Genomic DNA, 23178 nt, shown 5'->3' with positions numbered 1-23178 from the left:
TTAAAATTATTTTTATTTAAAAAGAGACGGTAATTTTTCTATTTTTAATTTATTTTCTTTTTTTGAAGTATTTGATATAACAAGACCTACAATATTGACTCCCGTTATTTCCTCTATCATTTTTTTATTATCTTCATGCATTACATCTCCTATTTTAAATCTGTTTAATATAACTCCTCTAATTTTTAATTTCTTTTTCCTCATATATTCTATAGTAAGTATTGTAGAATTAATTGCTCCGAGTCCCGCATCCGCTACTATTAATGAAGAAATATTAAGTTCTTTTATAATATCCTCTAAAAATATTTTTTTATTATTATCATATCTTATGGGGCATATTATTCCGCCGCTTCCTTCAACTATCATATATTTATGATTTTTTGATATATCTTTATAAGCATTTTTTATTATTTTCATGTTAGGAGGATTTCCTTCTATCTGAGCCGACAAATGCGGAGAATATGCATGCTTATAAGTATAAGATACCATTTCATTATAATCATCTTTCAGATTGGCTTTTCTTTTAACATACCAAGCGTCGCTGTCTTTTATATCAATACTTCCGCTTAAAGTCGCCTTATAGTATCCTATATCGAATCCTTCATCTTTCATATTTTTTGCAATCAATGCCGATACATATGTTTTTCCTGCATTCGTACCAGTTGCAGTTATAAAAATCGCTTTAGCCATATAATTTTTTTCCTAATTTGTTATAATGCTGTCAATCTTCCGTTAATTGTATTTTATACCCTATATCTTCAATCATTTTTTTATCGGTTTCTATTGAAATGCCCGCAGTGGTAAGCATATCTCCAGTTATAGCGGCATTTGCCCCCGATAAAAAGCATGATTTTCCTTTATCTTTTAAAAGTCCTCTTCCTCCTGCAAGTCTTATAAATGCTTTAGGATTAATAAATCTGTATATTGCAGTTATTCTGCGCATATCATCTTCAGTAATAGGCTTAATATTTTCAAAAGGGGTGTTTGATATAGGATTAAGCATATTTACAGGTATGGACATTATTCCAAGCTCTCTTAATTCCATAGCCATATCTATTCTGTCTTCCCAGCTTTCTCCCATTCCCATTATTCCGCCGCTGCATACTGTCATTCCAGCTTTTTGAGCTGCTTTTATAGCATTTATTTTATCATCATAAGTATGAGTACTGCATACCTGAGGAAAGAAATTTCTTGAGGCTTCTAAATTATTATGAACCCTTTTAAGCCCCGCTTTTTTCATTTTTTTAAATCCATCTTCATCAAGAAGTCCTAAAGATGCGCATATATATCCATCAGTCTCTCTATTAAGAGTTTCCAATGCATTATAAACTTTATCTATTTCTTCTTTGTAAAGCGCTTTTCCAGATGTTACTATGGAATATCTTAAAACTCCCTTTTTGAAATCATTTTTTCCCTGCTCCAATATTTTTTCTTGGTCTAAAATGCCGTACTCTTCACAGTTAGTTTCATAATGAGAAGACTGAGCACAGAATTTGCAGTTTTCAGAACATTTTCCGCTTTTTGCATTTATTATGGAGCACATATCAAATATATTTGAACAGAAATGCTTTCTTATAGAATCTGCTGCCTCGCATAACTCCTCTAAAGGGGATTGAGTTAATTTTAAAGCCTCTTCTTTTGTTATATTATATCCTTTTATAATTTTTTGTTTTAATTCTTCCAAAGATATTTCTTTTTTTAAAATAGTTTTAATACCATTCATTTTTTATAAACTCCTTATTTATTATAATTTACAGTTCCTGATATAAGTCTGTCTGTTTTACCGTTTTGAAATTCTATTATAAGAGCAAAAGTTTTATCTATATCCAATACTTTTACTGTATGTTCTTTGCCGTATATATTAACCGATACTTTTTTTCCTATTAATAAAGAATGTTTTTTATATTCTTCATAAAAATTTACATCATTAAAATAATATTCATATAAATTTTCAAGTATTCTTGCTATTAATATATTTCTTGCAGCGTTTTTGCCTTTGTTATTATTTATAGAATCCGCTGTATTGCTGAGCTCTTCAGGAAATCCTTTTTTAGGAAAATTAACATTTATTCCTATGCCTATTACAGCATAATCTAATTTGCCGTCTTCAAAGCTGAATGCTCCTTCAGTTAATATGCCGCATACTTTTTTTTTACCGATAAATATATCATTAATCCATTTTATCTGAGCATTTTTATTGGTTGTCTCTTCTATAGATTTTGATACTGCCATAGCCGCCGCTGTGGTAATAAATGAGCTTTCAAATATTTCTCTCTCTTTTTTCAAGCTTAGTATTATACTCATATATATGCCTGTACCGTAAGGAGAGAAAAAAGATTTACCGCCTCTTCCGTATCCTTTTGTCTGCTCTTCTGCAATAATTACCGTATTGCTTTCTGCTCCGTTAATTGCCATTTCTCTTGCTGTAATATTTGTTGATTCCAGCGTTTTATATATAAAAAAATTAAATTTACTTTTGTATTTTGGCATATTATCTTTTATGATTTTTGATGATAAAATATCTGTATCTTCTGATAATGAATAACCTTTATTTTGTATTGAATTAATTTTATAGCCTTCATTTTTTAATGATTTTACAGCTTTCCATACGGCAGACCTGCTTACATTTAGATTATATGCTAATTTTTCTCCTGATATGAACGATCCTTTATTTAATTCCAGTATTGATATTATATTTTCTTTTACGCCGTTTTTATTCATATATTTATGATAGCATAACTTTGCAGTATTGTCAACTTTAAAATAACAAAAGGTTTACAATTAATTTTTAATATTATAGTATCAGGGGTACAAATAATATACATATATTTTATTATTGTATAAAGAATTAGTATAATTGATGTACATAAATATAATTTTTTCTGTATATAAATTATACATTTTTATATTTATAAAGCAGATTAAAATAAATAATATAATAAAAAGTGTATAATTAATAAACATTCTTTTAAATTTAATTGGTATAATTCTTGCATATATAGCAGTAAAGCGGCTGTAAAGCTCAGATAAAAAGCAATTAACCGCTCATAAAAATAATAAATATAAAAGTTAATATAAAAGGAGTTTTAATTATGACTAAAAGATTATTTTTACCTGATTTAAATTATATATTTGATTATTTTCAAAGTTTTGACAATTTATATAGTAATGATGCTGCTGAAAAATTATCTCATTACAATATAGAAGAAGATAATAAAAGCTATTATATAAATATAGATATGCCAGGCGTCAGAAAAGAAGACTTGGATATAGGCATAAAAGAAAATATACTTTCAATTTCTGCTGAACGCAAAAAAGCTGTAAAAACAGAAAGCGGAGATTTAAAAGAGGAAGCAGTATCAAGTTATAAACAAAGCTTTAATATTGATTCAAAAGGAATCTATATTGAAAATATAGAGGCCGATTTGAATAACGGCGTTCTTAAAGTAACTCTTCCTAAAAAAGAAGAAGTTAAATATGAGAGAAAAATTAATATAGCTTAATAATTGAGCAAAGGTTTTATGAAGAATTGTTATAAACATTATACAAAATAATAATAAAAAATTAAGGAGATTTTAATATGTCAAGAAGAATATTTGCACCAGCTTTACATTCAATTTTATCTAATGCAGGCAGATGCGGCTGTTTAGGAGATTTCAGTTATCATGCAAACTATGCAGACTATAAAATAGATGAAGATGATAAAAACTATCATATAGAAATGGATATGCCGGGCGTCAGAAAAGAAGACTTGGATATAGGCATAAAAGAAAATATACTTTCAATTTCTGCTGAACGCAAAAAGGCTGTAAAAACAGAAAGCGGAGATTTAAAAGAGGAAACAGTATCAAGTTATGAACAGAGCTTTAATATTAATTCAAAAGGAATCGATATCGAAAATATAGAAGCCGATTTGAATAACGGCGTTCTTAAAGTAACTCTTCCTAAAAAAGAAGAACTTAAGTATGAGAGAAAAATAGAAATTAAAGGAGCATAATTAAAACATAATTAATACTTTATAAACTCATAAGATACAAAAATAAAAGGGCATTATATAAAAAATATGATGTCCTTTTAGTATATTATATAAAAATTTCAGGATTTCCATTAATTAAAAGTGATAAACTTTATTTATCAGTTTATCACTATAACAATAATTTTATTCAAAAATATATAGATATTACCAAATTATAAGAGTGGATCCCCAAGTAAATCCTCCTCCAAATCCCGTAAAAAGCACTAAATATCCATCATTTATTTTGTTATTATCCAAAGCATCAGCTAAAGCTAAACCCATACTTGCAGAAGAACAATTTCCGAATTTATTTAACACAACGCTTACTTTATCCATAGAAAGACCTATTCTTTTAGCAACAGCCTGCATAATTCTCAAATTAGCCTGATGAGGCACAAAGTATTTAACATCGGATAGTTTCTTGCCTGAACTTTCTAAAACCTTATCAATGCTGTTAGAGAACTCTATTACAGCTCTTTTAAAGGTTTCGGATCCTTCCATATATATTTTAAACTCTGGAGCATTTATATTCTCGTTTATAGGGCAGGCGCTTCCTCCGTTAAGTACAATACTCATATCGGGCTCGCTTTGCATATGCATTCCTATTATTCCCTTTCCGTCTTCTCTAGCAGTTATAAGCGAAGCGGTAGAGGCATCTCCGAATAAAATAGCCGTTCCTCTGTCATTCCAATTTATGTCTTTGGTTAATTTTTCTGAAGAAACTATAAGCACATTTCTGCATTGTCCGCTTTCTATTAAAGCTGTTGCCGTGTTTAGCGAATATATATATCCCGAACAAGCAGCTGATAAATCTACGGCAAAGCAGTGCTTAAGTCCTAGTGTTTTCTGAAGCTGACCTGCCATAGAAGGAAATATATAATCCTTTGTTACTGTAGGAACTAAAATAGCATCAACTTCTTTCAAGTCAATACCTTTTTTTTCTAAGTTTCTGACGGCATTTAAACCCATTTCAAATATAGTTTCATCCGCTCTTGCCATATGTCTTGTTTCTATTCCCGTACGCGTGATTATCCATTCATCATTTGTATCTAATATGCTTTCAAAATATTTATTGTCTAATATTCTTTCAGGCACATAATATGCTATATTTTTGATATATGCTCTTTTCATACTATTCTCCGTTGTCAAATACTTTAGTAATTTAGAGTTATTATTTAAATAATAATATTAGAAAATATAAAAAAATCTATAGCTAATAATAACTATTTTTTATATTTAAGCATATATAATAAAAGCTTCGGCTGTAAATAACATTAAAGCCTTTAATTATTTGCTTCTATTATTAAAAATTATTCTTCATTATTTTGAAACAGCAGATAAATATTTCTTGAATTGTATTCATTATTTCCGCAGTATATAATCCAATCTGTAAGTCTTTCCACACTATGCATTCCTCTGTCTCCTTCATGCATACTCAAATCCTTATAAGGCTCATTAATTAATGTGGCGTCAAAATATCCGTCATTAGTGAAATCATGAACATCAAACCATAAATGCTCCATATTTTTATTATTCTCTTCAGTTTCTCCGTATCCTAATTTTATTAAAAAAGAAGTGTTTTCATCTCCCTTATTTTTATTTAAAAGTTCAATAAAATATTCTAATTTTTCAAATGCCGCCTCTCTCATAATAGAAGTTTCAAAATCGCTCATCATAAACATAGGGTTATCAGTAAGTTCTTTTTTATAATAATCGAGACTATAATAATTTCCTTTTTTATCTACAGCTGTCAGAACACCTGAAGGAGTATTATGTATTCCGTCATTTCTATCCTTAGCGCTTCCAGAAACATCATCAATAATATTTAACTTTTTCAAAGCTTCCTGCCAAGGCATCCAGCATACATATACATTATAAGCGGGATTAAATTTAAATCCTGCTTCGGGAACTCCTCTTTCTATAAACATTTTAGCGCAGGTATTAAGCAGTACTCCGTAAGCTGCATGAGAATCTTCAACTCCTACTATTTCCAATTCTATAGAGCCTACTCTGTAAAGTCCATGAGTATGAAACCAATATTCTACTTTATCAGGGTTTTTATCATCATCATAAACGGCATGTATGGTATAAAGATAGTCCAAAGAAGGAGGCAATGCAAAAGTAGAGGTATAGGAAAGCCAATCTCCCGAATGCGCCGTATAGCATGACATATCTAAAAATATGGAAGCTTTGGGAACTAAACTGTCTAATAATTTTAACTGTCTTTGATAATCCGTAAGAGGAAAATTATCAAAGGTTGTGGATATATGAACTGCATATCTGCATTGGCAGGCTTCATTATAGTCTTTTTCCCTTACAGTATTAATAGAAAATATTTCAGGTACATTTTCCGTAACGCTTGAAGCATCAACTAATGCTACATAAAAACTAAGTTCGTCGCTGTTTTCTTCTTCATTTTCATTATTATTTTCGCATTCGCATGAATTTCCGCATCCGCATGAATGCTCTTCTTCCATCATCATAGGCAGATACTGCAGTTTTATATATGCTTCCCATTTTGATTTATCTCTTATGAAATTTGATTTATCTATTTCATCAAATTCTAAAAGAACATATTCGTCCGATTCTGATAATATGTATTTAAACTCATCAATACTCATATTATAATCATATTCTTTAGTAAATACAGCCGCCATCCATGATTCTAATCTCTGTTCGCCGCTGGAAAATATATTATATAATTTTTCATTATAATCCATATCTTTACCTCTGATAAATATTGTATAAAATACTTTATTCAGTATAGTATAATTTATATTTTTTTCAACTTTTTTAATTATTTATTATTATGATTTAATTTGCATTATTATATTTTTTGAAATAATAATAAAATCTGACTGTTATATATATTGTACTTTTTTCTGTCATATTGGGAGTTGCTGTCTGTATGTATATATATTCGCTTTGATTTATTTTTAAGCAAAAATATTATAGCAAGGATACTGTTTTTTATATCAAATTAAAAAATAAAAGCATAGCAATAACATATTATTTATTATATTATAATTATTAAGCTTTTAAGGAAATTAACCGTATGAAAAAAATAGTTTGTTTGGGCGACAGCATTACTTACGGCTATATGGTATCAAGGGATAAAATTTGGACTAAAATTTTAAATGATAAATTTGCAGAAAAAAATATTAATTTTGTAAACAAAGGTATTAACGGAGATATGATTTCAGGAATGCTTGCACGTTTTGATACAGACTGCGTAAAAGAAAAAGCTGATAAAGTTATTTTAATGGGCGGAGTTAATGATATATTTACTTCAAAATCTTTAGATAAAATAAAAGATAATTTAATCAGCATAATAAATAAATCTTATGAAAATAATATTGATATAATAGTTTTTACTCCTATTCCTTTTATCAAGGAGGCATTATCATTTTTTGAATCGAATAATTTAGATGAACTTGAAAATATATTAAAAGAATATTCAGATTTTACGGTTTCTTATACTAAAATAAATAATATAAAAAGCATAGATGTTTATAATATTTTTATTAATAAGGTTTTAAAGAAAAATAATTATTATGATGTATATTTTGACGGAGTGCATTTAAGCTTGGCGGGACATAATATATTTGCTTTGGAGATTTATAAAGAATTAAATAATATTTTATAATTAATTTTATTTATTATTATCTGAAAATATTTTTTTGACAAATTAAATTTTTTAGTATAATATTATGAAATATTAGGCAGAGGCAATTTTTATGATAAATAAAATTAATAATTATTTAGTTTATATTTTAATTATATTTATTATAATATTTTCCATTGGCTTAAGAATATATCCGCTTCCAAGAGAAGGTCAAAGTTATTACATAGATTTTTCATCTCATTATTATTTTTTAATATTGCTATACTTCTGCTTGCCTAATAGCATCAAGCAAATAAATTTGCTTGACGGCCTGCAGACGCTTTTATCAGCATCAATAAAAGCAATAAAAAATTATAATTTCTTATTATTGCTAATAAAAATTGTTCGCTTAAAGTTTCTGTCATTCTTGCGAATGCCAGAAGCTCGCAATTTTTATAATTTAATCTTAACAATATTTAAAAATTATAATTTCTTATTATTGCTAATAAAAATTGTTCGCTTAAAGTTTCTGTCATTCTTGCGAATGCCAGAAGCTCGCAATTTTTATAATTTAATCTTAACAATATTTAAAAATTATAAACTTTTAAGGATAGATAAATGTCAATAAAAAAATTAATATCTAAAATAATAAATAAAGAAGATAAGGAATATGAAAAGATTGATTATATAAATTTATCATCATTAACAGAAGCTGAACGAGAGATCATAACCAACACTATAGATTTAAAGGCGAAAAATGTAAGAGAAATAATGGTTCCGAGAGTTGATGTTGTAATGATTCCGATTGATTCGTCTTATGATAAGGTTATAAAAGCTTTTAATAAGGATAGAAATTCAAGAATACCAGTATATAAAGACGGTATAGATGATATAGTAGGCGTATTATATGTGAAAGATTTGATTGATGCGGAAGAAAAAAATTTCTCACTTAAAAAAATTCTTCATAAACCTTTATTTGTACCTATGTCAATATCATTAATGGAATTATTAAAAAATTTCAGAAAAAAGCATATTCATATTGCTATAGTGGTTGATGAATACGGAGGGTTTTCAGGAATTGTTTCTATGGAAGATGTGCTTGAACAGATTATAGGAGATATAAGAGATGAATATGATGAAGAAGATGAAGAGGTAAAGATAAATGATGACGGAACTTATTTAGTTGATGCAAGAACAAGAATAGATGACTTTAATAAATATGAAATACTTTCTCCTATACCTAATGATGAAGCGGACACAGTAGGAGGATTTTTATTTTCATACTTGGGAAGGCTTCCGAAAAGAAATGAGGATATAGAATATAACGGATATTCTTTTACTGTTGTAGGAAAGAGCGGAAATATTGTCACTAAAATTAGAATAGAGAAATTAAAAAATGGTAATAATGATAATTTTTAAATGTATAAACCAATCAGAAGCATAGAAGCAATAAAACCCTGTCTTTCTTTAGGCGGGGTTTTATTTAATTATTCTAAATAGGCGTAATGAAATTGATATTCCTGCAGCGGAGTTAATATATAATCTTTTAGTTTTTTGCTTACCAAAATAGGATTTGAAGGATTATATATAGGTATAAGAAGATTATCTTCAGCTATAAGGATTTTTTCAGCATTATGCATAGCATTCATTCTTATATTTTGATTGACTGTATTTCTGGCTGTTTCAATATATCTGTCAAATAAAGTGTTGCTGTATCCTGCTGTGTTTTGAGTTTTGTAGCTTAAATAATTTTCTAAAAATGTCATAGGATCGCTGTAATCTCCTATCCATAAAGTTCTTATAAGCTGATAATTTTTTTCGCTTCTCATTTGCTGATATGCAGCCCATTCCATAGATAATATCTGCAGATCTATTCCTAAGTTTTCTTTCCACATCTGCTGAACAGCTTCGGCAACCTGCATATAAACTAAATCCGAAGTGGTTTTATATTCCAATACTGGAAAGCCTTCGCCGTTGGGATATCCTGCTTCCGCCATTAAGCGTTTAGCCGTTTCCGTATTATTGGAATAAGCTTCTTTTGAAAGATCTATATATTCTCCTCCATTCTTTCTGAAATCACCCTCTGCATCATAAGCCCCTACAGGCACCCAAGCACTTGTAGGAGTTTTAGCTGTAGGTACAACATTTTCTACTATATAGTTTCTGTCTATTGCCAAAGATAAAGCTTTTCTTATTCTTATGTCTTTCAATATTTCATCAGAGGCATTAATACCGAATGCAACCGTAGAAAAATAAGGCGCAATATTAACTATGCCTTCAGCTTTTAATTTTTCTAAATCCTGCTCTATAATATAAACTGAAAAATCTAATGATCCCTCTTTAATTCCTGCAAGAGCCAGAGTAGTATCTTTCATCATAACAAAAGTAATTTTTTCAGGCACTATATTATCTTTATCCCAATAATTTGTATTTTTTACAACTACTATTTTTTCATCGGGACTCCTCTCAGTCATAACAAAAGCCCCGTTTCCTATATAGCTTTCAGGATTTAAAGACCATTTATCTTTGTATATCTCTATAATATCTTTTCTTACAGGAGCAAATATAGGATAAGTTAAAATATCAGGAAAATAACCTGTAGGCGATTCCAAAGATATTTCTAAAGTATAATCATCAATGGCTTTAACTCCCAGTTCTTCTGCAGGAAGTTCAGATGAAAGTATTTTTACCGCATTTTTGATATATTCTATAAAAGAAGTATATTTAGCTCCGCTTAAAGGATTAGCAGCCCTTTGCAAAGCATATACAAAATCATGAGCGGTTACATTCTTACCGTCAGACCATTTTGCATTAGTTCTTAAATTAAATGTATAGATAAGACCATTTGCAGAGACATTCCAGTTTTCTGAGGCTCCTGGCTTTAAATTTCCTTCTTTATCTTTTATTATCAATGTTTCAAATACATGTCTCGGATATATAAAATCATTTTCGGCTATTGTAGGATCTATAGTATTCGGTTCTTCTCCTGCATTAATAAATAATTCTTTTGAATTTCTGGTTTTAGATGAGGAGCATGATATTATAAGCATCAATATCATAATAAATATTATTGACGGCAGTAATATTTTTCTAATCATAGCTTGTATCCTTAAAATATAATATATTCAGTTATCATAATACTACAATAATAGATATAATGCAATTAATTTTTGACGCTGCCTATAATAAATTTTATTTAAATATTCTTGAACTTAAGTTTTAAAATTAAATTGTATATATTTATTTTTAAGCAGAAAATAATATAACGGCATTTTTAAAATATATATTGTATTTATTATGCTTTAATAGTATTTAGTTCAGAACCTATTAATTTAATAAAATTATTTACGATAATATAATAACTATGAACAGCAGAAGTCGTTTTATTATATTTTCTATAGTTATTATCGTTTTAATAATAGTTTCATTTTCATCTCTTATAGTTGCGGCTAATACTAAAATATCGGGAGCCATAGTAAGAGAGAAATCCGCTGAAACTGATAAAGTACAAACATCAAGCGAGAAATTCAATCAGATAATAGAAAATAAAAAGGTAAGGATATTAATAGATCCAGGGCATAATGCCGCTACAAAAGGTTCTGTGGGGTATCTGGGATATGAATATTATATGAATTTAAGAGTTGCAAGAGAATTGGCTAAGATGCTTTCAGAAGATGAAAGATTTGAATATTTTCTGAGCAGAGACGGGGCTTATTACAGCAGACCTGTAAAAGAATATATGACTAATAATTATGGAGAGCTTTTGGGTATATATAACACTAAAGTAAAAGGAGAAGAGCGTACAGGAAATTTAACAAGATATCAGACTTTAGAGCTCTATGCCATAAGACATTATGCCATAGATAATAATTTTGATTTGCTTTTAAGCATACATTTTGATTATATGCCTTATATAAGCAGAAGAGCCAAAACTTCAGGATTTCATATAATAGTAAGTCCCTATAACAGAGAGTTTCCAGCCTCTATGCAGATAGCCTATAAATTATCTGAAAGAATGCAGGAGAAGTATAAAATTTCTCCTATTATAGGACATGATACCGTTCTTCCGAATTCCATTTGGAGATTTTATGATAAGCAGGAATTGATAGATGATGCAATATCTTTAAGAGGATTAATAGTTATAGGCGATGCTTTTGAAAATGCATACAATAAGCAGGAAATAAAAAAAGATATACCTTCTGTGTTAATAGAGTCCGCTTTTATACATGAATGGCAGTTTGGAAGCAATAAAGCCGTAAAAGAATTGGCAAATCAAATGTACAAAGCTTTGATTGATGTATATGCCTCAAAATAAACTATTTAACCATTATTATATTATTGATTAAAAATTGATATTTTGTTACAATAGTTAAAAACTAGGTATTAGTATATTATGTATGTAAATAAAAAAAAGAAAAATAATAAAAATAAATATTTAAACAAAAAAAATTATCCTATTTATTTATTTTTTAAAAAAATCGGTAAGCTGCTTAGATATAGAATTTATTTTATGTTTATTCCTCATTCCAAAAAGAAAACCAGAACTTTATCTTTGCCTGTATATTCTCTTATTATTATAATACTCATAATTTCAATATCATTGCTTGCCACATTTTCTTTTTTAACCAAGAATACAGTACTTGCAGGTAAAACTGAAGTATTAAGCGGAAGCTATAAAGATAAATTATCCGAAATAAACTCACTTGAAAATATATTCAGTTCAGTTATAACTAATGATTATTATAGAAATGATATGTTTAATATTGCCTCATTGCTTGATATGGAAACAAATAATTTAACTTTTTCTTCAAATTATGCGGATCATATACTTCTTATGAATGCAAGAGCCGATGAACTTGAAAAGATAAAAATATATTTAGATGAACTAAAGGCAAATATAACTTCAAAAAATAATGCATTGGAGCCTATACCTTCCATACTTCCTATAGATTCCAGATATGCCGTAGTATCAAGACCATATCAGGAGGATTCTATTATATCCAAAGGAATAGGTTTTGAAACTATAGCAGGTACTTTGATTAGGGTTACTGCTTCAGGTACTATTAATAATATATCTTATAATAAAGATGATGGATTTACTATTATAGTTTATCATAGATTTGGCATAGTTACAACATACAAGGGACTTGCAACCTCTATGGTATCCGAAGGTATGAATATTAAAAAAGGAGAAATACTCGGAAATGCCAAGACGGGTATTTTTGACTATGAATTAAAAATAGCTACAAAATATGTGAATCCTTTAATATTCACAACATCGGAAATATGAATATAAACGAAAATAAAAAATTAAAAAACAGCATAAAATATACATCTCTTGGAGTTGAATTTGGAAGTATGGTATTGGGTTTAGCTTTTGCAGGTCATTATACCGATAAGCATTTTAATACTAAGCCTTTATTTGCCATAATAGGAATATTTGCAGGTTTTGTCTTTGGAATTTATAGGCTTTATAAGATATCCAAAACTTTTGATAAAATTAATAAAACAGATAAGGATTAAAAATGAAACCTATAATAAAAAGCTTATTAGATACCGATTTATATAAATTTACTATGCAGCAATGCGCATTAAGGCAGTTTTCTAATGTTTGGGTCCGTTATGTTTTCAAAAGCAGAAATATTCTTGAATGGACTGATAATATGCATAATGAACTATTAATGCAGATAAAATATTTCTGTGATTTAACTTTCAAAAAGGATGAGCTTCAGTATTTAGCCTCGCTCAGATTTATAAAAAGAGATTATATAGAGTTTTTGAAATTATACAGACCTTTAGAGGAACATATAAAAGCATTATTTGATGATAATAAATTAACGGTGGAAATAGAAGGTCCTTGGTATCAGACTATACTTTGGGAGATACCTATTCTTGCTATGATAAGCGAGATATATTATGAATATACCGTATGCAGAGAAGATAACGGTGAAAAAGCTTATAAGCAGGCTGAGATTAATTTGATAAAAAAAATAGATGAAAAATTAATACCAATATATAAAGAGGAGAACGGATTTAAGCTTTCAGAGTTTGGTACTAGAAGGCGTTTTTCTTCTATATGGCAGGATAAAGTTGTAGGCATATTAAAAAATAAACTTCCTTCTTCTTGTTTTGTCGGAACAAGCAATGTTTATTTTGCTAAAAAATATAATTTGCTTGCAGTCGGTACTAATGCACATGAATATTATCAAATAGGGCAGGCTTTAGATAAGGTAAGGCTTGCCGAAAGTCAGAAATTTATGCTTCAGTCTTGGGTAAATGAATACAGGGGAGATTTAGGCATAGCATTATCCGATACATTAGGAACCGATAAATTCTTAAAAGATTTTGATTTATATTTTGCAAAACTTTATGACGGAATAAGACATGATTCAGGAGATCCTATTACTTGGGGATATAAAGTCATTAATCATTATAAAAAGCTAAGAGTAAATCCTAAAACGAAAACATTGCTTTTCAGCGACAGCCTTAATTTTGATAAAGCATATAATATATACAAAGAGTTCAAAAATGAAACTAATGTAACTTTCGGTATAGGTACTTATATTACAAATGATTTTGACCCTGTAGCTAGGCCTTTAAATATAGTTATGAAGCTTCAGACTGTTAACGGAAAACCTGTAGCAAAACTGTCAGACGATGACGGAAAAACTATATGCGAAGATGAAGCATTTTTAAATTATCTCAAAATAGTTGCAAAAGAATAATGCAGGCAGCTTCAAATTTGTATGATTTAGGTGTAAAGCATATACTATTTAGTTAATTCTTTTATTTTGTCTTTTGCATTATCATTATACGGATCCAGCTTTAATAATCTTTTATATGCATTTACGGCATTATCTTTATCATTAAGTTTTATATATAGATTTGCTATTTTATCTAAATGATATATATCATTATCTTTACTGCATATTTCTATTGCTTTTTTATAAGCCGAGTCTCTTTCTTCCGATTTTCCCAATTTAGAATATAAATCTCCGATTTTTTCAAAACCGTATGGATCATTATCTTCACTGCATATTTCCATAGCTTTTTTATAGGCTAAATCTCTTTCTTCCGATTTTCCCAGTTTAGAATATAAATCACCTAAAGTAATGTATGCATCGGTATTGCCTCTGTCTATCTCTAAAGCTTTTTTGCACATTTCTATTGCTTTGCCATACTCTTTAATTTCATCATATATATGAACAATTGACAGATAATAATTGAAATCGTTAGGGTTTAACTCTATAGCCTTATTGTACAACTCTGCGGCTTTATTATATTGCTTAATCTCTTTATATAATTCTGATAAATAATAATAATATTCATTATTGTTCGGATAATTTTCTATCATATCATTATATGCTTTAATTAATTCTCTGTATTCTTCCTTATCCGTATTGCTTCCGTAAAATTTAGTAATAAAGCTCCATACTGAAGGATTAATTTTTATATATTTTTTATACATATTGACAGTTTCATTATTATTGCCGGTTTTTATATATACTTTTGCAAGAGAGTCAATTGCTGTTGAAGAAAAATCTTTTAATTCGCTTTTATAATTTATTTCTAATAATTTTTTATAAGTTTCAATTGTTTTTTCATATTGTCCGTTCTTATCGTATGATAATGCCAAATAATGCATAACTTCATCATTATTTTCATTTTGATATGTTTCAAGAGATTTTTTAAAAGCTTCGGCCGCATTTTCAAAATTATTTATCTTTAAGTATTCTTTTCCTAAAGTAAATGAATAGTATTTTTTATTATTATTTGCCTCTTTAGTATTATTCAATTCTAAGGCTTTTTTATATGCATTCAAAGCATTATCATAATTTTCAATATTATCATAAATATTTCCGAGAAGATACCAATACTCGGAATCATTATCATTTAATTCTATTGCATCTTTTATATTTTTTAAGGCATCATTTATTATATTTGATGAATAATATATATAAGCAAGATAATATAAAGCCCTGTCATTTTTACAATCTAATTCTATAACTTTTTTTAAATTTATCATTGCATTTTTTAAATCGAAATTCAGAAAATATGCCTTTGAAAGTAAAAATAATTTTTTGATGTCTTTATTGTCTTTTTTTAAATCTTCTTCCAATATATTTATAATATCTTCATATTCTTTATTATATACAAACTCATCATTAAAATCCGTATTGATTTCATCATTATGGTTTTCATCATTATTGTAGCTGTCTGTATAAAATTTATCATTGTTAAGTATATATTCGATTTTCTCTGTAGTATAATATTCTCTATTATTTGAATTCATTTTTATACCCCTTAAATAGAATTTTTAAAATATAAAAAGATTTTTCATTAAAAATATATTCATTAGTATATATAAATTTTATATTTGAGTTTTCAGCATATTTTTAAGTATATCATATTTTTATGTTTATTTCAATTATTATTTATAATTTTTTATATTAATTTATATATTTAATATAAAACTTATAATACATTTTATACTATATGCTGATAAAAAAGTATTAAGCAAATTTCAATTATACCGAAAATATTTTATAAGAAATATTAAAATTTTTGGAGGAATACGCCTTATGATGCGTTCATTATTTGCCGGCGTGTCTGGTTTACAAAATCATCAAACCCGAATGGATGTTGTAGGAAATAATATAGCAAATGTTAATACTTATGGATTTAAAAGAGGAAGAGTTACTTTTAAAGATATGATAAGCCAATCTTTAGGCGGAGCAGCTAAGCCGCAGGAAGATAGAGGCGGTATCAATCCTCAGCAGGTAGGATTAGGTATGATGGTTGCAACTATAGACACTATACATACGCAGGGTGCTTTACAAGTTACAGGTGTAAACACCGATTTAGCTATTCAGGGAGAAGGATTCTTTATAGAAAAAAGAGGAAACAATTCTTATTATACTAGAAACGGAGCTTTTTCTTTAGACAGAGACGGCTATTTAGTTAATCCTTCCATAGGTTATAAGGTGCAGGGCTGGAATGCGGTACTAAATCCTGAAACAGGGGAAATGGAATTAAATACTGCTGCAGGCATAGAGGATTTAATTATACCTGTAGGGGCAAAGGATCCGTCACGCGCTACAGCTAATACAAAATATTTCTGTAATTTGCAAAAAAGCGGTGAAACTCATCAGTCTGATTTAACAATATACGATTCTACAGGAATACCCCGTCAGTTAAGAGCGACTTTTACAAGAACGGATGTTAATAGATGGGATATGGTGATAGATATACCAGATGCAACCGAAGGCAGCGTAAGCGTATCTGCAGGCGACCCTGCTGAAGGCGGCGGAAACAATACTTTTCAATTGGTATTCAATGATGCAGGTTCTCTTATTTCCGTAAGCGACGGAACCAATACTCAGACTGAAGGAGTATTAATGCCTAATGTGTCTTTTACCTATCAGGGAACTGAGGGAGAAGTAAATCAGACTATTAATCTTACTTTGGGAGAGGCTGGTTTATTTAATGGTATTACGCAGTTTGAATCACCATCCACAACAAAAGCTATAGAACAGGACGGCTACACTATGGGTATGCTTGAAGGTTTTAGTTTTGATGACAGCGGTCAGATAACAGGAGTATTTACTAACGGAAACAGAAAAACTTTGGGACAAGTTGCTTTAGCCAAATTCAATAATGCAGGAGGTTTGGAGAAAGCAGGAGATACTTTATTTGTTGCAAGCAATAACTCCGGAGCCGCCAATATCGGTACTGCGGCAGCTGAAGGAAGAGGCTCTATTAAAGCAGGTACTTTGGAAATGTCAAATGTTGATTTAAGCGAACAGTTTACCGATATGATAGTGACGCAGAGAGGCTTCCAATCTAATGCCAGAACTATTACCACAGCAGATCAAATGCTTCAGGAAGTTATAGGTCTTAAAAGATAATAAATAGTTATTATTTAATATAATAGTATTATTAAAAATAGACTTTTTATAATTTTATAGTATAATATAATTGGAGTTATTATAATGATATATATAACAAGATTTGACGGAAGTATATTATATGTAAATCCGCATCAAATAGAGTTTATGGAGGAAACTCCTGATTTAGTAATAACAATGCTGTCTGGAAGGAAGGTTGTAACTAAAGATAGTTTTGAGACAGTCTTAAATAGAATAATAGAGTATAGAACTAGAATAGTTAATGAAAGCAGCTTAAAAAAACCGTCTTTTTACGGAAGCGAAGAATAGAAAATAGCATAATTATTTTTTATTAAAAAATTTTAGTTAGAGGATTATTATGGATATATTTGTACCGTTAGGTGCGGCATTAGTTTTAGGTATTAATTTATTTGGTATTATTTCAGGGGGCGGTAATGTCGGTCAAATGGTAGACATTGCCTCTGTAGTTATTGTAATATTGGGAGGAGCCACATCTATTGTAGTAGCTAATGATTTGGGTACCGTATTAGGCGTTCCCAAAGCTATTCAAATGCTTTTGAAGAAGCCCGATTATGACGAAGCACAGATAATTATAATGCTTTTAAGTTTTTCGGAGAAAGCAAGAAGAGAAGGTCTTCTTGTATTGGAAGATGATATACAGGAAATTTCAGATCCTCTTCTTAAGAAAGGCATGCAGCTTGTGGTGGATGGAACGGATCCCGAATTAGTGAAAAATATATTGAATACGGATATAGATAATGTTGAAGCCAGACATGATACTGTAAGGAAAGTATTTGAAGATGCCGCATCTTTATTTCCTGCTTGGGGTATGATTGGTACATTAATCGGACTTGTAATCATGCTTAGAAGTTTGGGCGGCGGCGGCGGCGTTGAAGCAATTGGTTCAGGTATGGCTGTAGCGCTTCTTACCACATATTATGGTTCAATCATAGCCAACGGTTTTGCTTTGCCTATAGCTGGAAGATTAGCCGCAAGACATGCATCCGAAGCCACAGTTCAGAATATTATGATTGAAGGGGTACTCTCTATACAGGCGGGAGATAACCCTAGAATAGTTAAAGATAAACTGGTGTCTTTCATTCCTCCAAATCAGCGTCAGAAAGTTAATGAGCAAGTAGGCGACAGATAAATAATTTCAGAGGTAAAAAATGGCTACTATTAAATTTGGTAAAAAAGCTAAGAAAGTTGGAGATAAAGCTCAGGTTCCAGGTCCTTCCGCTCCTTTATGGCTTCAGACTTACGGAGATTTTGTAACTTTGGTATTAACTTTTTTCGTACTGCTTCTTTCCACGATGTCGGAATCTATTAATGATTCGGCTATACAGCTTATTGCCACAGCGTTTCAAGGCTCTTTCGGAGTTATGCCGGGCGGTACAACTTTATCGCAAAGCAAGCTTGTCGCAGGCGGAGCCAATGTTGATACTTTGCCGTCAACAGACAGAGGATATTCTATGGGTCGTGCTCTTGATAAAGCCATTTCGATTTTAGAGTCTGAAATTAAAAGCAGAAAAGTAAGAGTTGAAGAAGATGAAAGGGGATTTATCATAAGTTTAGGAGCGGATCAGTATTTTGAATCCGCTTCAACGAATATAGTTGAAACTCAGAATAATGTGGAAACTTTTATAAAGCTTTCTTCCCTGCTTAGCGGACTTCCGAATGATATAAGAATAGAAGGTCATACGGATTCGGGTTCTATAATACCCGGAAGCATCACGGAGCAGAAGTTTGGAAATAACTGGGGGCTTTCTTCCGCTAGGGCTATGGTAATATTGGAAAAAATATTTGAAAATGATCAGGCTGGAAATCTGGACAGGAATAAATACTCTATTGCGGGCTATGCGGATACAAGACCTATGGCGTCTAATGATCTGCCTGACGGACGCGCTTTAAATAGAAGAGTTGATATTGTTATAGTAAGAAATGATGTTACATATTATAATCAAAGATAATTACAAATAAAATGCTTTTAGCTGATAAATGGAAAGATTATAAAATTATAGATTGCGGAGAAGGTGAAAAACTTGAGAATATAGGCGGATTTATAGTATCGCGTCCCGATTCCCAAGTCATTTGGTCTAAAAGTTTGAATAAATGGAATAATTTGGATGCAGTATATTATCGTTCGGATAAGGGCGGCGGATATTGGCAGTATATAAATAAGCCTAAAGATAATTTTATCATAAAATATCAAAATCTATCTTTCAAAATAGAATTTACAAATTTCAAACATATAGGAATTTTTCCGGAACAGGCTGTTAATTGGCAGTTTATTATGGATAAAATTAAAGAAAAAAAATTTTCTTCTCATAAAAATAAAGAAATAAAGGCTTTAAATTTATTTGCATATACAGGAGGAGCAACTATAGCTTGTGCTTATGCCGATTGCGGTGAAATAGTTCATGTTGATGCATCAAAAAAAATAGTAAGTCATGCCAAAAAAAATATAGAAATTAATAATCTTCAAAATAAAAAAGTCAGATTTATTATAGAAGATGCTTTTAAATTTGTATCAAGAGAAGTAAGACGGAATAGAAAATACGATGTTATAATAATGGATCCTCCTGTATACGGAAGAGGTCCTAACGGAGAGCTTTGGCAGATAGAAACAAGTTTAAGCATGCTTGTAAAAGAATGCATTAAACTTCTATCGGATACTCCTATTTTATTTTTAATAAATTGCTATACGGCAAGCTTTTCTCATGTATCATTAAAAAATATTCTATTAACTTCGGTAAAGCATAATGGTATTTTTGAAAGCGGCGAAATAGGACTTCCAATAGAATCTTCCGATATTATTCTTCCCTGCGGAATATATGCAGGATTTTATTGTTGACATAATTTTATTTTATAATATAATATTTTCATTATTCAAACTATAGTATATTTTTTATTATGATACACAACACAACACAACACAACACAACACAACACAACACAACACAACACAACACAACTAAATATACTATACCTTATTATAATTTTTTATCAAAAAAGGAACTATTTTTTTATAAACTATTCACTTTTGCATGGGGTGGCAGTTTATGAAAAATAAAAAAATATTTATTACCTTTGTATTTTTTATAATAACATTAATTTTAGCAGTACTTTTAATTTTAGGTAAAAAATATAGGAATGGTTATTTATCTGATTTATCATTAGATATTTATAGTACTTTAAAATTAAATGATATAGATATAGAAGATACTAAACAGCAATTTACTGCAGATAATGAATTGGATGAAGATGCTGTAAAAGATTTTATTTTTGCGAATAGTTCTATTACAAATTATAGTTATATTTTTAAAATAAGATACTATAGTAAGATATTTAAAAATAGCGATATATACACAGTACATTTAAATACTAATAAATTAAAAGAAAATAATGATTATATTAATCATATTTATTTTGATAAATACGGCAGCCCTTTTGGTTATTTAATTTCAAGTAATATTATAAATTTTGATAAAATTGATAATATAGAGTATAGCTTAAAATTACAAAAAGTTATATATATTTTTTATATAGTAATTATATCTATAATATTAATCATTAAAAATAAAAATTTTTTATGCCAAAAAATAGTTTCTCCTGATAAAAAAGATTATTACATTTTTTTATTAATTACATTTTTATGTTTTTTTAGTTATATATATTCTGACATATTAGTAATATTTCCATATAGTGTTAACTTCTTTAATGTAAATCCTATTCATTTTTTTTATGAAGTTTATGAAAAAGTAGGCTCTTATTATAAGCCGGATGATTTACCATATTTAGCTTATGTTTTATATTCTATAATTTTTTTACCTCTATGGCTATACTCTAAATTAAAAAATATAACATATTATACTTGGTATCATGAATTATTTTCTATAGGTACATTTGAGTTAATGTATATAAAGTTTGTATTGCTGCTGTTTTTAATTTCTTCTTCAATTGTTATATATAAAATTTCTAAAAAAGCAGGCTTGTCGGATAATAATTCCAAACTTGCAGGTTTTCTTTTATTAACTTCTTCTTTTTCGGTTATTCCAGCACTTATTATCAGTCAAGTAGAAATTATTATGTTATTTTTTACTTTATTAGGTATATTAGACTATTTTAATAATAAAAAAAGATTTTTGCTATGGTTTTCTATTGCAATTCCATTAAAGCTTTTTCCGTTTTTTATATTAATTCCATTAGTATGCTTAAGAGAAAAAAAATTAAAAAATATATTTTTATATATAGTTTTACCTATATTGCCATATTTAGTATCTTCTATTTTATTTAAATCACCTAATCCGTCAGATAGAGCCTTAGTAGCATTTAGATCTTTAATCGGATACAAAATATTTAATGTTTCTGTATTTATACTAACTTATTCTATAATATGTTTGTTTTCATTTCTTAAGACTGCAGAAAATGACTTAGAATTATATAAAACTTCTTTGTATATATGTTTTATAACCTTTTCATCAGTTGCAATAGTAAATACTTCTTTTCATAGATATTGGATTATAATATTAGCTCCATTTATCAGTATAATGCTGCTTATTGAAAATAAATATCTTAATTTACAAATAATTTTAGAGAGTGCAGCAGCTTTATTTTATGCTATTGGTGTGGTGCTTTACGGTAATAGTTCTAATATGATATCTATGTATGAGTCTTTAAGGACAAAGTCAATACCTCTTATTAGGTTATTTTTTACTGGTAATAAATATAATAATATGATGGAAGTTCTTCCTGAAATTTTCAGCAGTTCTGATATTGCAAATACAATATATTCCTTTTTTATAGTTGGTATAATTATGCTGTTAATAATGTACTATAAAATGATTAATTCAAATAAAATAACTGCTAATACTATTAATGAAATAGCTATACAAAGGTTTTTAATATATATAAGATTAATTCCAAGTATTTTTATTATATTAGTGATATGGTTTTTAACACTAAAGTAAAATTATTATATTAACTATTTGACTTGTTATAATATAAATGTGTTTTTGGAGTATTATATGAAAAATAGAAATATATTTTATGTTATTTATATAATATTGATTGCACTTTCCATAACAGTAATTTAAGTATTATCTATATTAGGCAGTGAAACTGTAATATGTTATATAGAGACACTAATCTATACAGGAACATCAAAACAGTATTAAAATAAATACAATTTATTCCAATATAGTATAAAAATTAATTGTTATTTATTAAAAATAATAATTAATTTATAGCATTAATTTTTTTCATCATATAGGATTTTTTAGATGCTGCTCTGTTGGCATGAATAACAGATTTTCTTGCTGCTTTATCTAAGGCACTTGCATATTTTTTAAACTCTTCCGAAGCAAGGTTTTTATCATTGCTGCTTATTGCTTTAATAACTTTCTTTTTCTGAGTATTTAAAAAGCTTTTAATTTTTCTATTATAAAGGTTTCTAACTTCATTTTGTCTTAATCTTTTAGATGCTGAAGCTATATTAGGCATTTATCTACTCCATGTTAAAATAAAAATCGGAGTTGACGGGGCTCGAACCCGCGGCCTCCTGCGTGACAGGCAGGCGCTCTAACCAAACTGAGCTACAACTCCAAATTAGTTAAGGAATGCTTTATATTATAAAGTAATTTTATTTTTTG

General features: G+C 28.8%; 22 protein-coding genes and 1 tRNA gene. 14 read left to right on the top strand and 9 right to left on the bottom strand.

Features of this window, described 5'->3' with window-relative positions; genetic code table 11:
• Positions 1 to 12: 12 nt before the first annotated feature.
• The 3 genes from bioD to QZ306_RS08720 are packed head-to-tail and all read right to left on the bottom strand — an operon-like array spanning position 13 to position 2721.
• Positions 13 to 690, bottom strand: a complete 678-nt coding sequence (bioD, locus tag QZ306_RS08730) for a dethiobiotin synthase (protein WP_295163154.1) — start codon at positions 688 to 690, stop codon at positions 13 to 15.
• A gap of 31 nt (positions 691 to 721) precedes the next feature.
• Complete coding sequence (gene bioB / locus QZ306_RS08725; protein WP_295163151.1) at positions 722 to 1723, bottom strand: biotin synthase BioB; 1002 nt, start codon at positions 1721 to 1723, stop codon at positions 722 to 724.
• Positions 1724 to 1737: 14 nt separating this feature from the next.
• Complete coding sequence (locus tag QZ306_RS08720) at positions 1738 to 2721, bottom strand: biotin--[acetyl-CoA-carboxylase] ligase (RefSeq protein ID WP_295163148.1); 984 nt, start codon at positions 2719 to 2721, stop codon at positions 1738 to 1740.
• Positions 2722 to 3092: 371 nt separating this feature from the next.
• Between QZ306_RS08720 and QZ306_RS08715 the strand changes: the two genes are divergently transcribed.
• Positions 3093 to 3503: an Hsp20/alpha crystallin family protein gene (locus QZ306_RS08715; RefSeq protein WP_295163145.1), complete on the top strand. Its 411-nt coding sequence runs from the start codon at positions 3093 to 3095 to the stop codon at positions 3501 to 3503.
• 77 nt (positions 3504 to 3580) lie between these two features.
• Positions 3581 to 3997: an Hsp20/alpha crystallin family protein gene (locus QZ306_RS08710; RefSeq protein WP_295163143.1), complete on the top strand. Its 417-nt coding sequence runs from the start codon at positions 3581 to 3583 to the stop codon at positions 3995 to 3997.
• A 183-nt stretch (positions 3998 to 4180) separates the two neighbouring features.
• Here QZ306_RS08710 and QZ306_RS08705 read toward each other — a convergent pair whose 3' ends face one another.
• Together QZ306_RS08705 and QZ306_RS08700 are read right to left on the bottom strand one after the other, a co-directional pair.
• The gene (locus tag QZ306_RS08705) at positions 4181 to 5146 is read right to left on the bottom strand and encodes a beta-ketoacyl-ACP synthase 3 (protein WP_295163141.1); all 966 of its coding nucleotides are present in this window, start codon (positions 5144 to 5146) and stop codon (positions 4181 to 4183) included.
• Positions 5147 to 5325: 179 nt separating this feature from the next.
• A complete protein-coding gene (locus tag QZ306_RS08700) occupies positions 5326 to 6735 on the bottom strand; it encodes a DUF4026 domain-containing protein (protein ID WP_295163139.1) in 1410 nt (469 codons plus the stop codon).
• Between the two features lie 335 nt (positions 6736 to 7070).
• Here QZ306_RS08700 and QZ306_RS08695 point away from each other — a divergent pair, with 335 nt between their 5' ends.
• Both QZ306_RS08695 and tlyC read left to right on the top strand, forming a co-directional pair.
• A complete protein-coding gene (locus tag QZ306_RS08695) occupies positions 7071 to 7661 on the top strand; it encodes a GDSL-type esterase/lipase family protein (RefSeq protein ID WP_295163138.1) in 591 nt (196 codons plus the stop codon).
• Between the two features lie 576 nt (positions 7662 to 8237).
• Entirely contained in the window at positions 8238 to 9038 is an 801-nt protein-coding gene (gene tlyC, locus QZ306_RS08690) for a hemolysin C (protein ID WP_295163135.1), read from the top strand.
• A 68-nt stretch (positions 9039 to 9106) separates the two neighbouring features.
• Here tlyC and QZ306_RS08685 read toward each other — a convergent pair whose 3' ends face one another.
• On the bottom strand, positions 9107 to 10717 hold the full coding sequence (locus QZ306_RS08685; protein WP_295163133.1) for a peptide ABC transporter substrate-binding protein: 1611 nt from the start codon (positions 10715 to 10717) through the stop codon (positions 9107 to 9109).
• A gap of 266 nt (positions 10718 to 10983) precedes the next feature.
• Here QZ306_RS08685 and QZ306_RS08680 point away from each other — a divergent pair, with 266 nt between their 5' ends.
• The 4 genes from QZ306_RS08680 to pncB all read left to right on the top strand — a co-directional run bounded on the left by QZ306_RS08680 (position 10984) and on the right by pncB (position 14344).
• Positions 10984 to 11934 carry an N-acetylmuramoyl-L-alanine amidase gene (locus QZ306_RS08680; protein ID WP_295163130.1) on the top strand — a complete coding sequence of 317 codons (951 nt, stop codon included), beginning with the start codon at positions 10984 to 10986 and terminating at the stop codon, positions 11932 to 11934.
• A gap of 78 nt (positions 11935 to 12012) precedes the next feature.
• Positions 12013 to 12909 carry a M23 family metallopeptidase gene (locus QZ306_RS08675; protein ID WP_295163128.1) on the top strand — a complete coding sequence of 299 codons (897 nt, stop codon included), beginning with the start codon at positions 12013 to 12015 and terminating at the stop codon, positions 12907 to 12909.
• The gene (locus tag QZ306_RS08670; RefSeq protein ID WP_295163127.1) at positions 12906 to 13142 is read left to right on the top strand and encodes an AtpZ/AtpI family protein; all 237 of its coding nucleotides are present in this window, start codon (positions 12906 to 12908) and stop codon (positions 13140 to 13142) included. Before QZ306_RS08675 ends, QZ306_RS08670 begins: the two co-directional genes overlap by 4 nt.
• 2 nt (positions 13143 to 13144) lie before the next feature.
• On the top strand, positions 13145 to 14344 hold the full coding sequence (gene pncB, locus QZ306_RS08665; protein ID WP_295163124.1) for a nicotinate phosphoribosyltransferase: 1200 nt from the start codon (positions 13145 to 13147) through the stop codon (positions 14342 to 14344).
• Between the two features lie 44 nt (positions 14345 to 14388).
• Here pncB and QZ306_RS08660 read toward each other — a convergent pair whose 3' ends face one another.
• Positions 14389 to 15912 (bottom strand): tetratricopeptide repeat protein, encoded by a 1524-nt coding sequence (locus QZ306_RS08660; protein ID WP_295163121.1) that lies wholly within the window; start codon positions 15910 to 15912, stop codon positions 14389 to 14391.
• Positions 15913 to 16201: 289 nt separating this feature from the next.
• Here QZ306_RS08660 and flgE point away from each other — a divergent pair, with 289 nt between their 5' ends.
• The 6 genes from flgE to QZ306_RS08630 all read left to right on the top strand — a co-directional run bounded on the left by flgE (position 16202) and on the right by QZ306_RS08630 (position 22497).
• Positions 16202 to 17527: a flagellar hook protein FlgE gene (gene flgE, locus QZ306_RS08655; RefSeq protein WP_295163118.1), complete on the top strand. Its 1326-nt coding sequence runs from the start codon at positions 16202 to 16204 to the stop codon at positions 17525 to 17527.
• Positions 17528 to 17611: 84 nt separating this feature from the next.
• A complete protein-coding gene (locus tag QZ306_RS08650; RefSeq protein WP_295163115.1) occupies positions 17612 to 17836 on the top strand; it encodes a flagellar FlbD family protein in 225 nt (74 codons plus the stop codon).
• 49 nt (positions 17837 to 17885) lie between these two features.
• The gene (locus QZ306_RS08645) at positions 17886 to 18677 is read left to right on the top strand and encodes a motility protein A (RefSeq protein ID WP_295163112.1); all 792 of its coding nucleotides are present in this window, start codon (positions 17886 to 17888) and stop codon (positions 18675 to 18677) included.
• A gap of 19 nt (positions 18678 to 18696) precedes the next feature.
• Positions 18697 to 19497, top strand: coding sequence for a flagellar motor protein MotB (locus QZ306_RS08640; protein ID WP_295163109.1), 801 nt, complete (start codon positions 18697 to 18699; stop codon positions 19495 to 19497).
• An 11-nt stretch (positions 19498 to 19508) separates the two neighbouring features.
• The gene (locus QZ306_RS08635) at positions 19509 to 20381 is read left to right on the top strand and encodes a class I SAM-dependent methyltransferase (protein ID WP_295163106.1); all 873 of its coding nucleotides are present in this window, start codon (positions 19509 to 19511) and stop codon (positions 20379 to 20381) included.
• Between the two features lie 208 nt (positions 20382 to 20589).
• On the top strand, positions 20590 to 22497 hold the full coding sequence (locus QZ306_RS08630) for a hypothetical protein (RefSeq protein WP_295163104.1): 1908 nt from the start codon (positions 20590 to 20592) through the stop codon (positions 22495 to 22497).
• A gap of 268 nt (positions 22498 to 22765) precedes the next feature.
• On the opposite strand, the gene rpsT is transcribed toward QZ306_RS08630, so the two are convergent.
• Positions 22766 to 23029: a 30S ribosomal protein S20 gene (gene rpsT / locus QZ306_RS08625; protein ID WP_295163102.1), complete on the bottom strand. Its 264-nt coding sequence runs from the start codon at positions 23027 to 23029 to the stop codon at positions 22766 to 22768.
• 27 nt (positions 23030 to 23056) lie between these two features.
• Positions 23057 to 23131: transfer RNA gene (locus QZ306_RS08620), tRNA-Asp, on the bottom strand.
• Between the last annotated feature and the right edge of the window lie 47 nt (positions 23132 to 23178).

The sequence above is a fragment of the uncultured Brachyspira sp. genome (assembly GCF_910588665.1).
GTDB lineage: Bacteria > Spirochaetota > Brachyspiria > Brachyspirales > Brachyspiraceae > Brachyspira.
The sequence above is the reverse complement of the archived record's forward strand: the minus strand, read 5'-3'. Positions and strand labels throughout refer to the sequence as shown.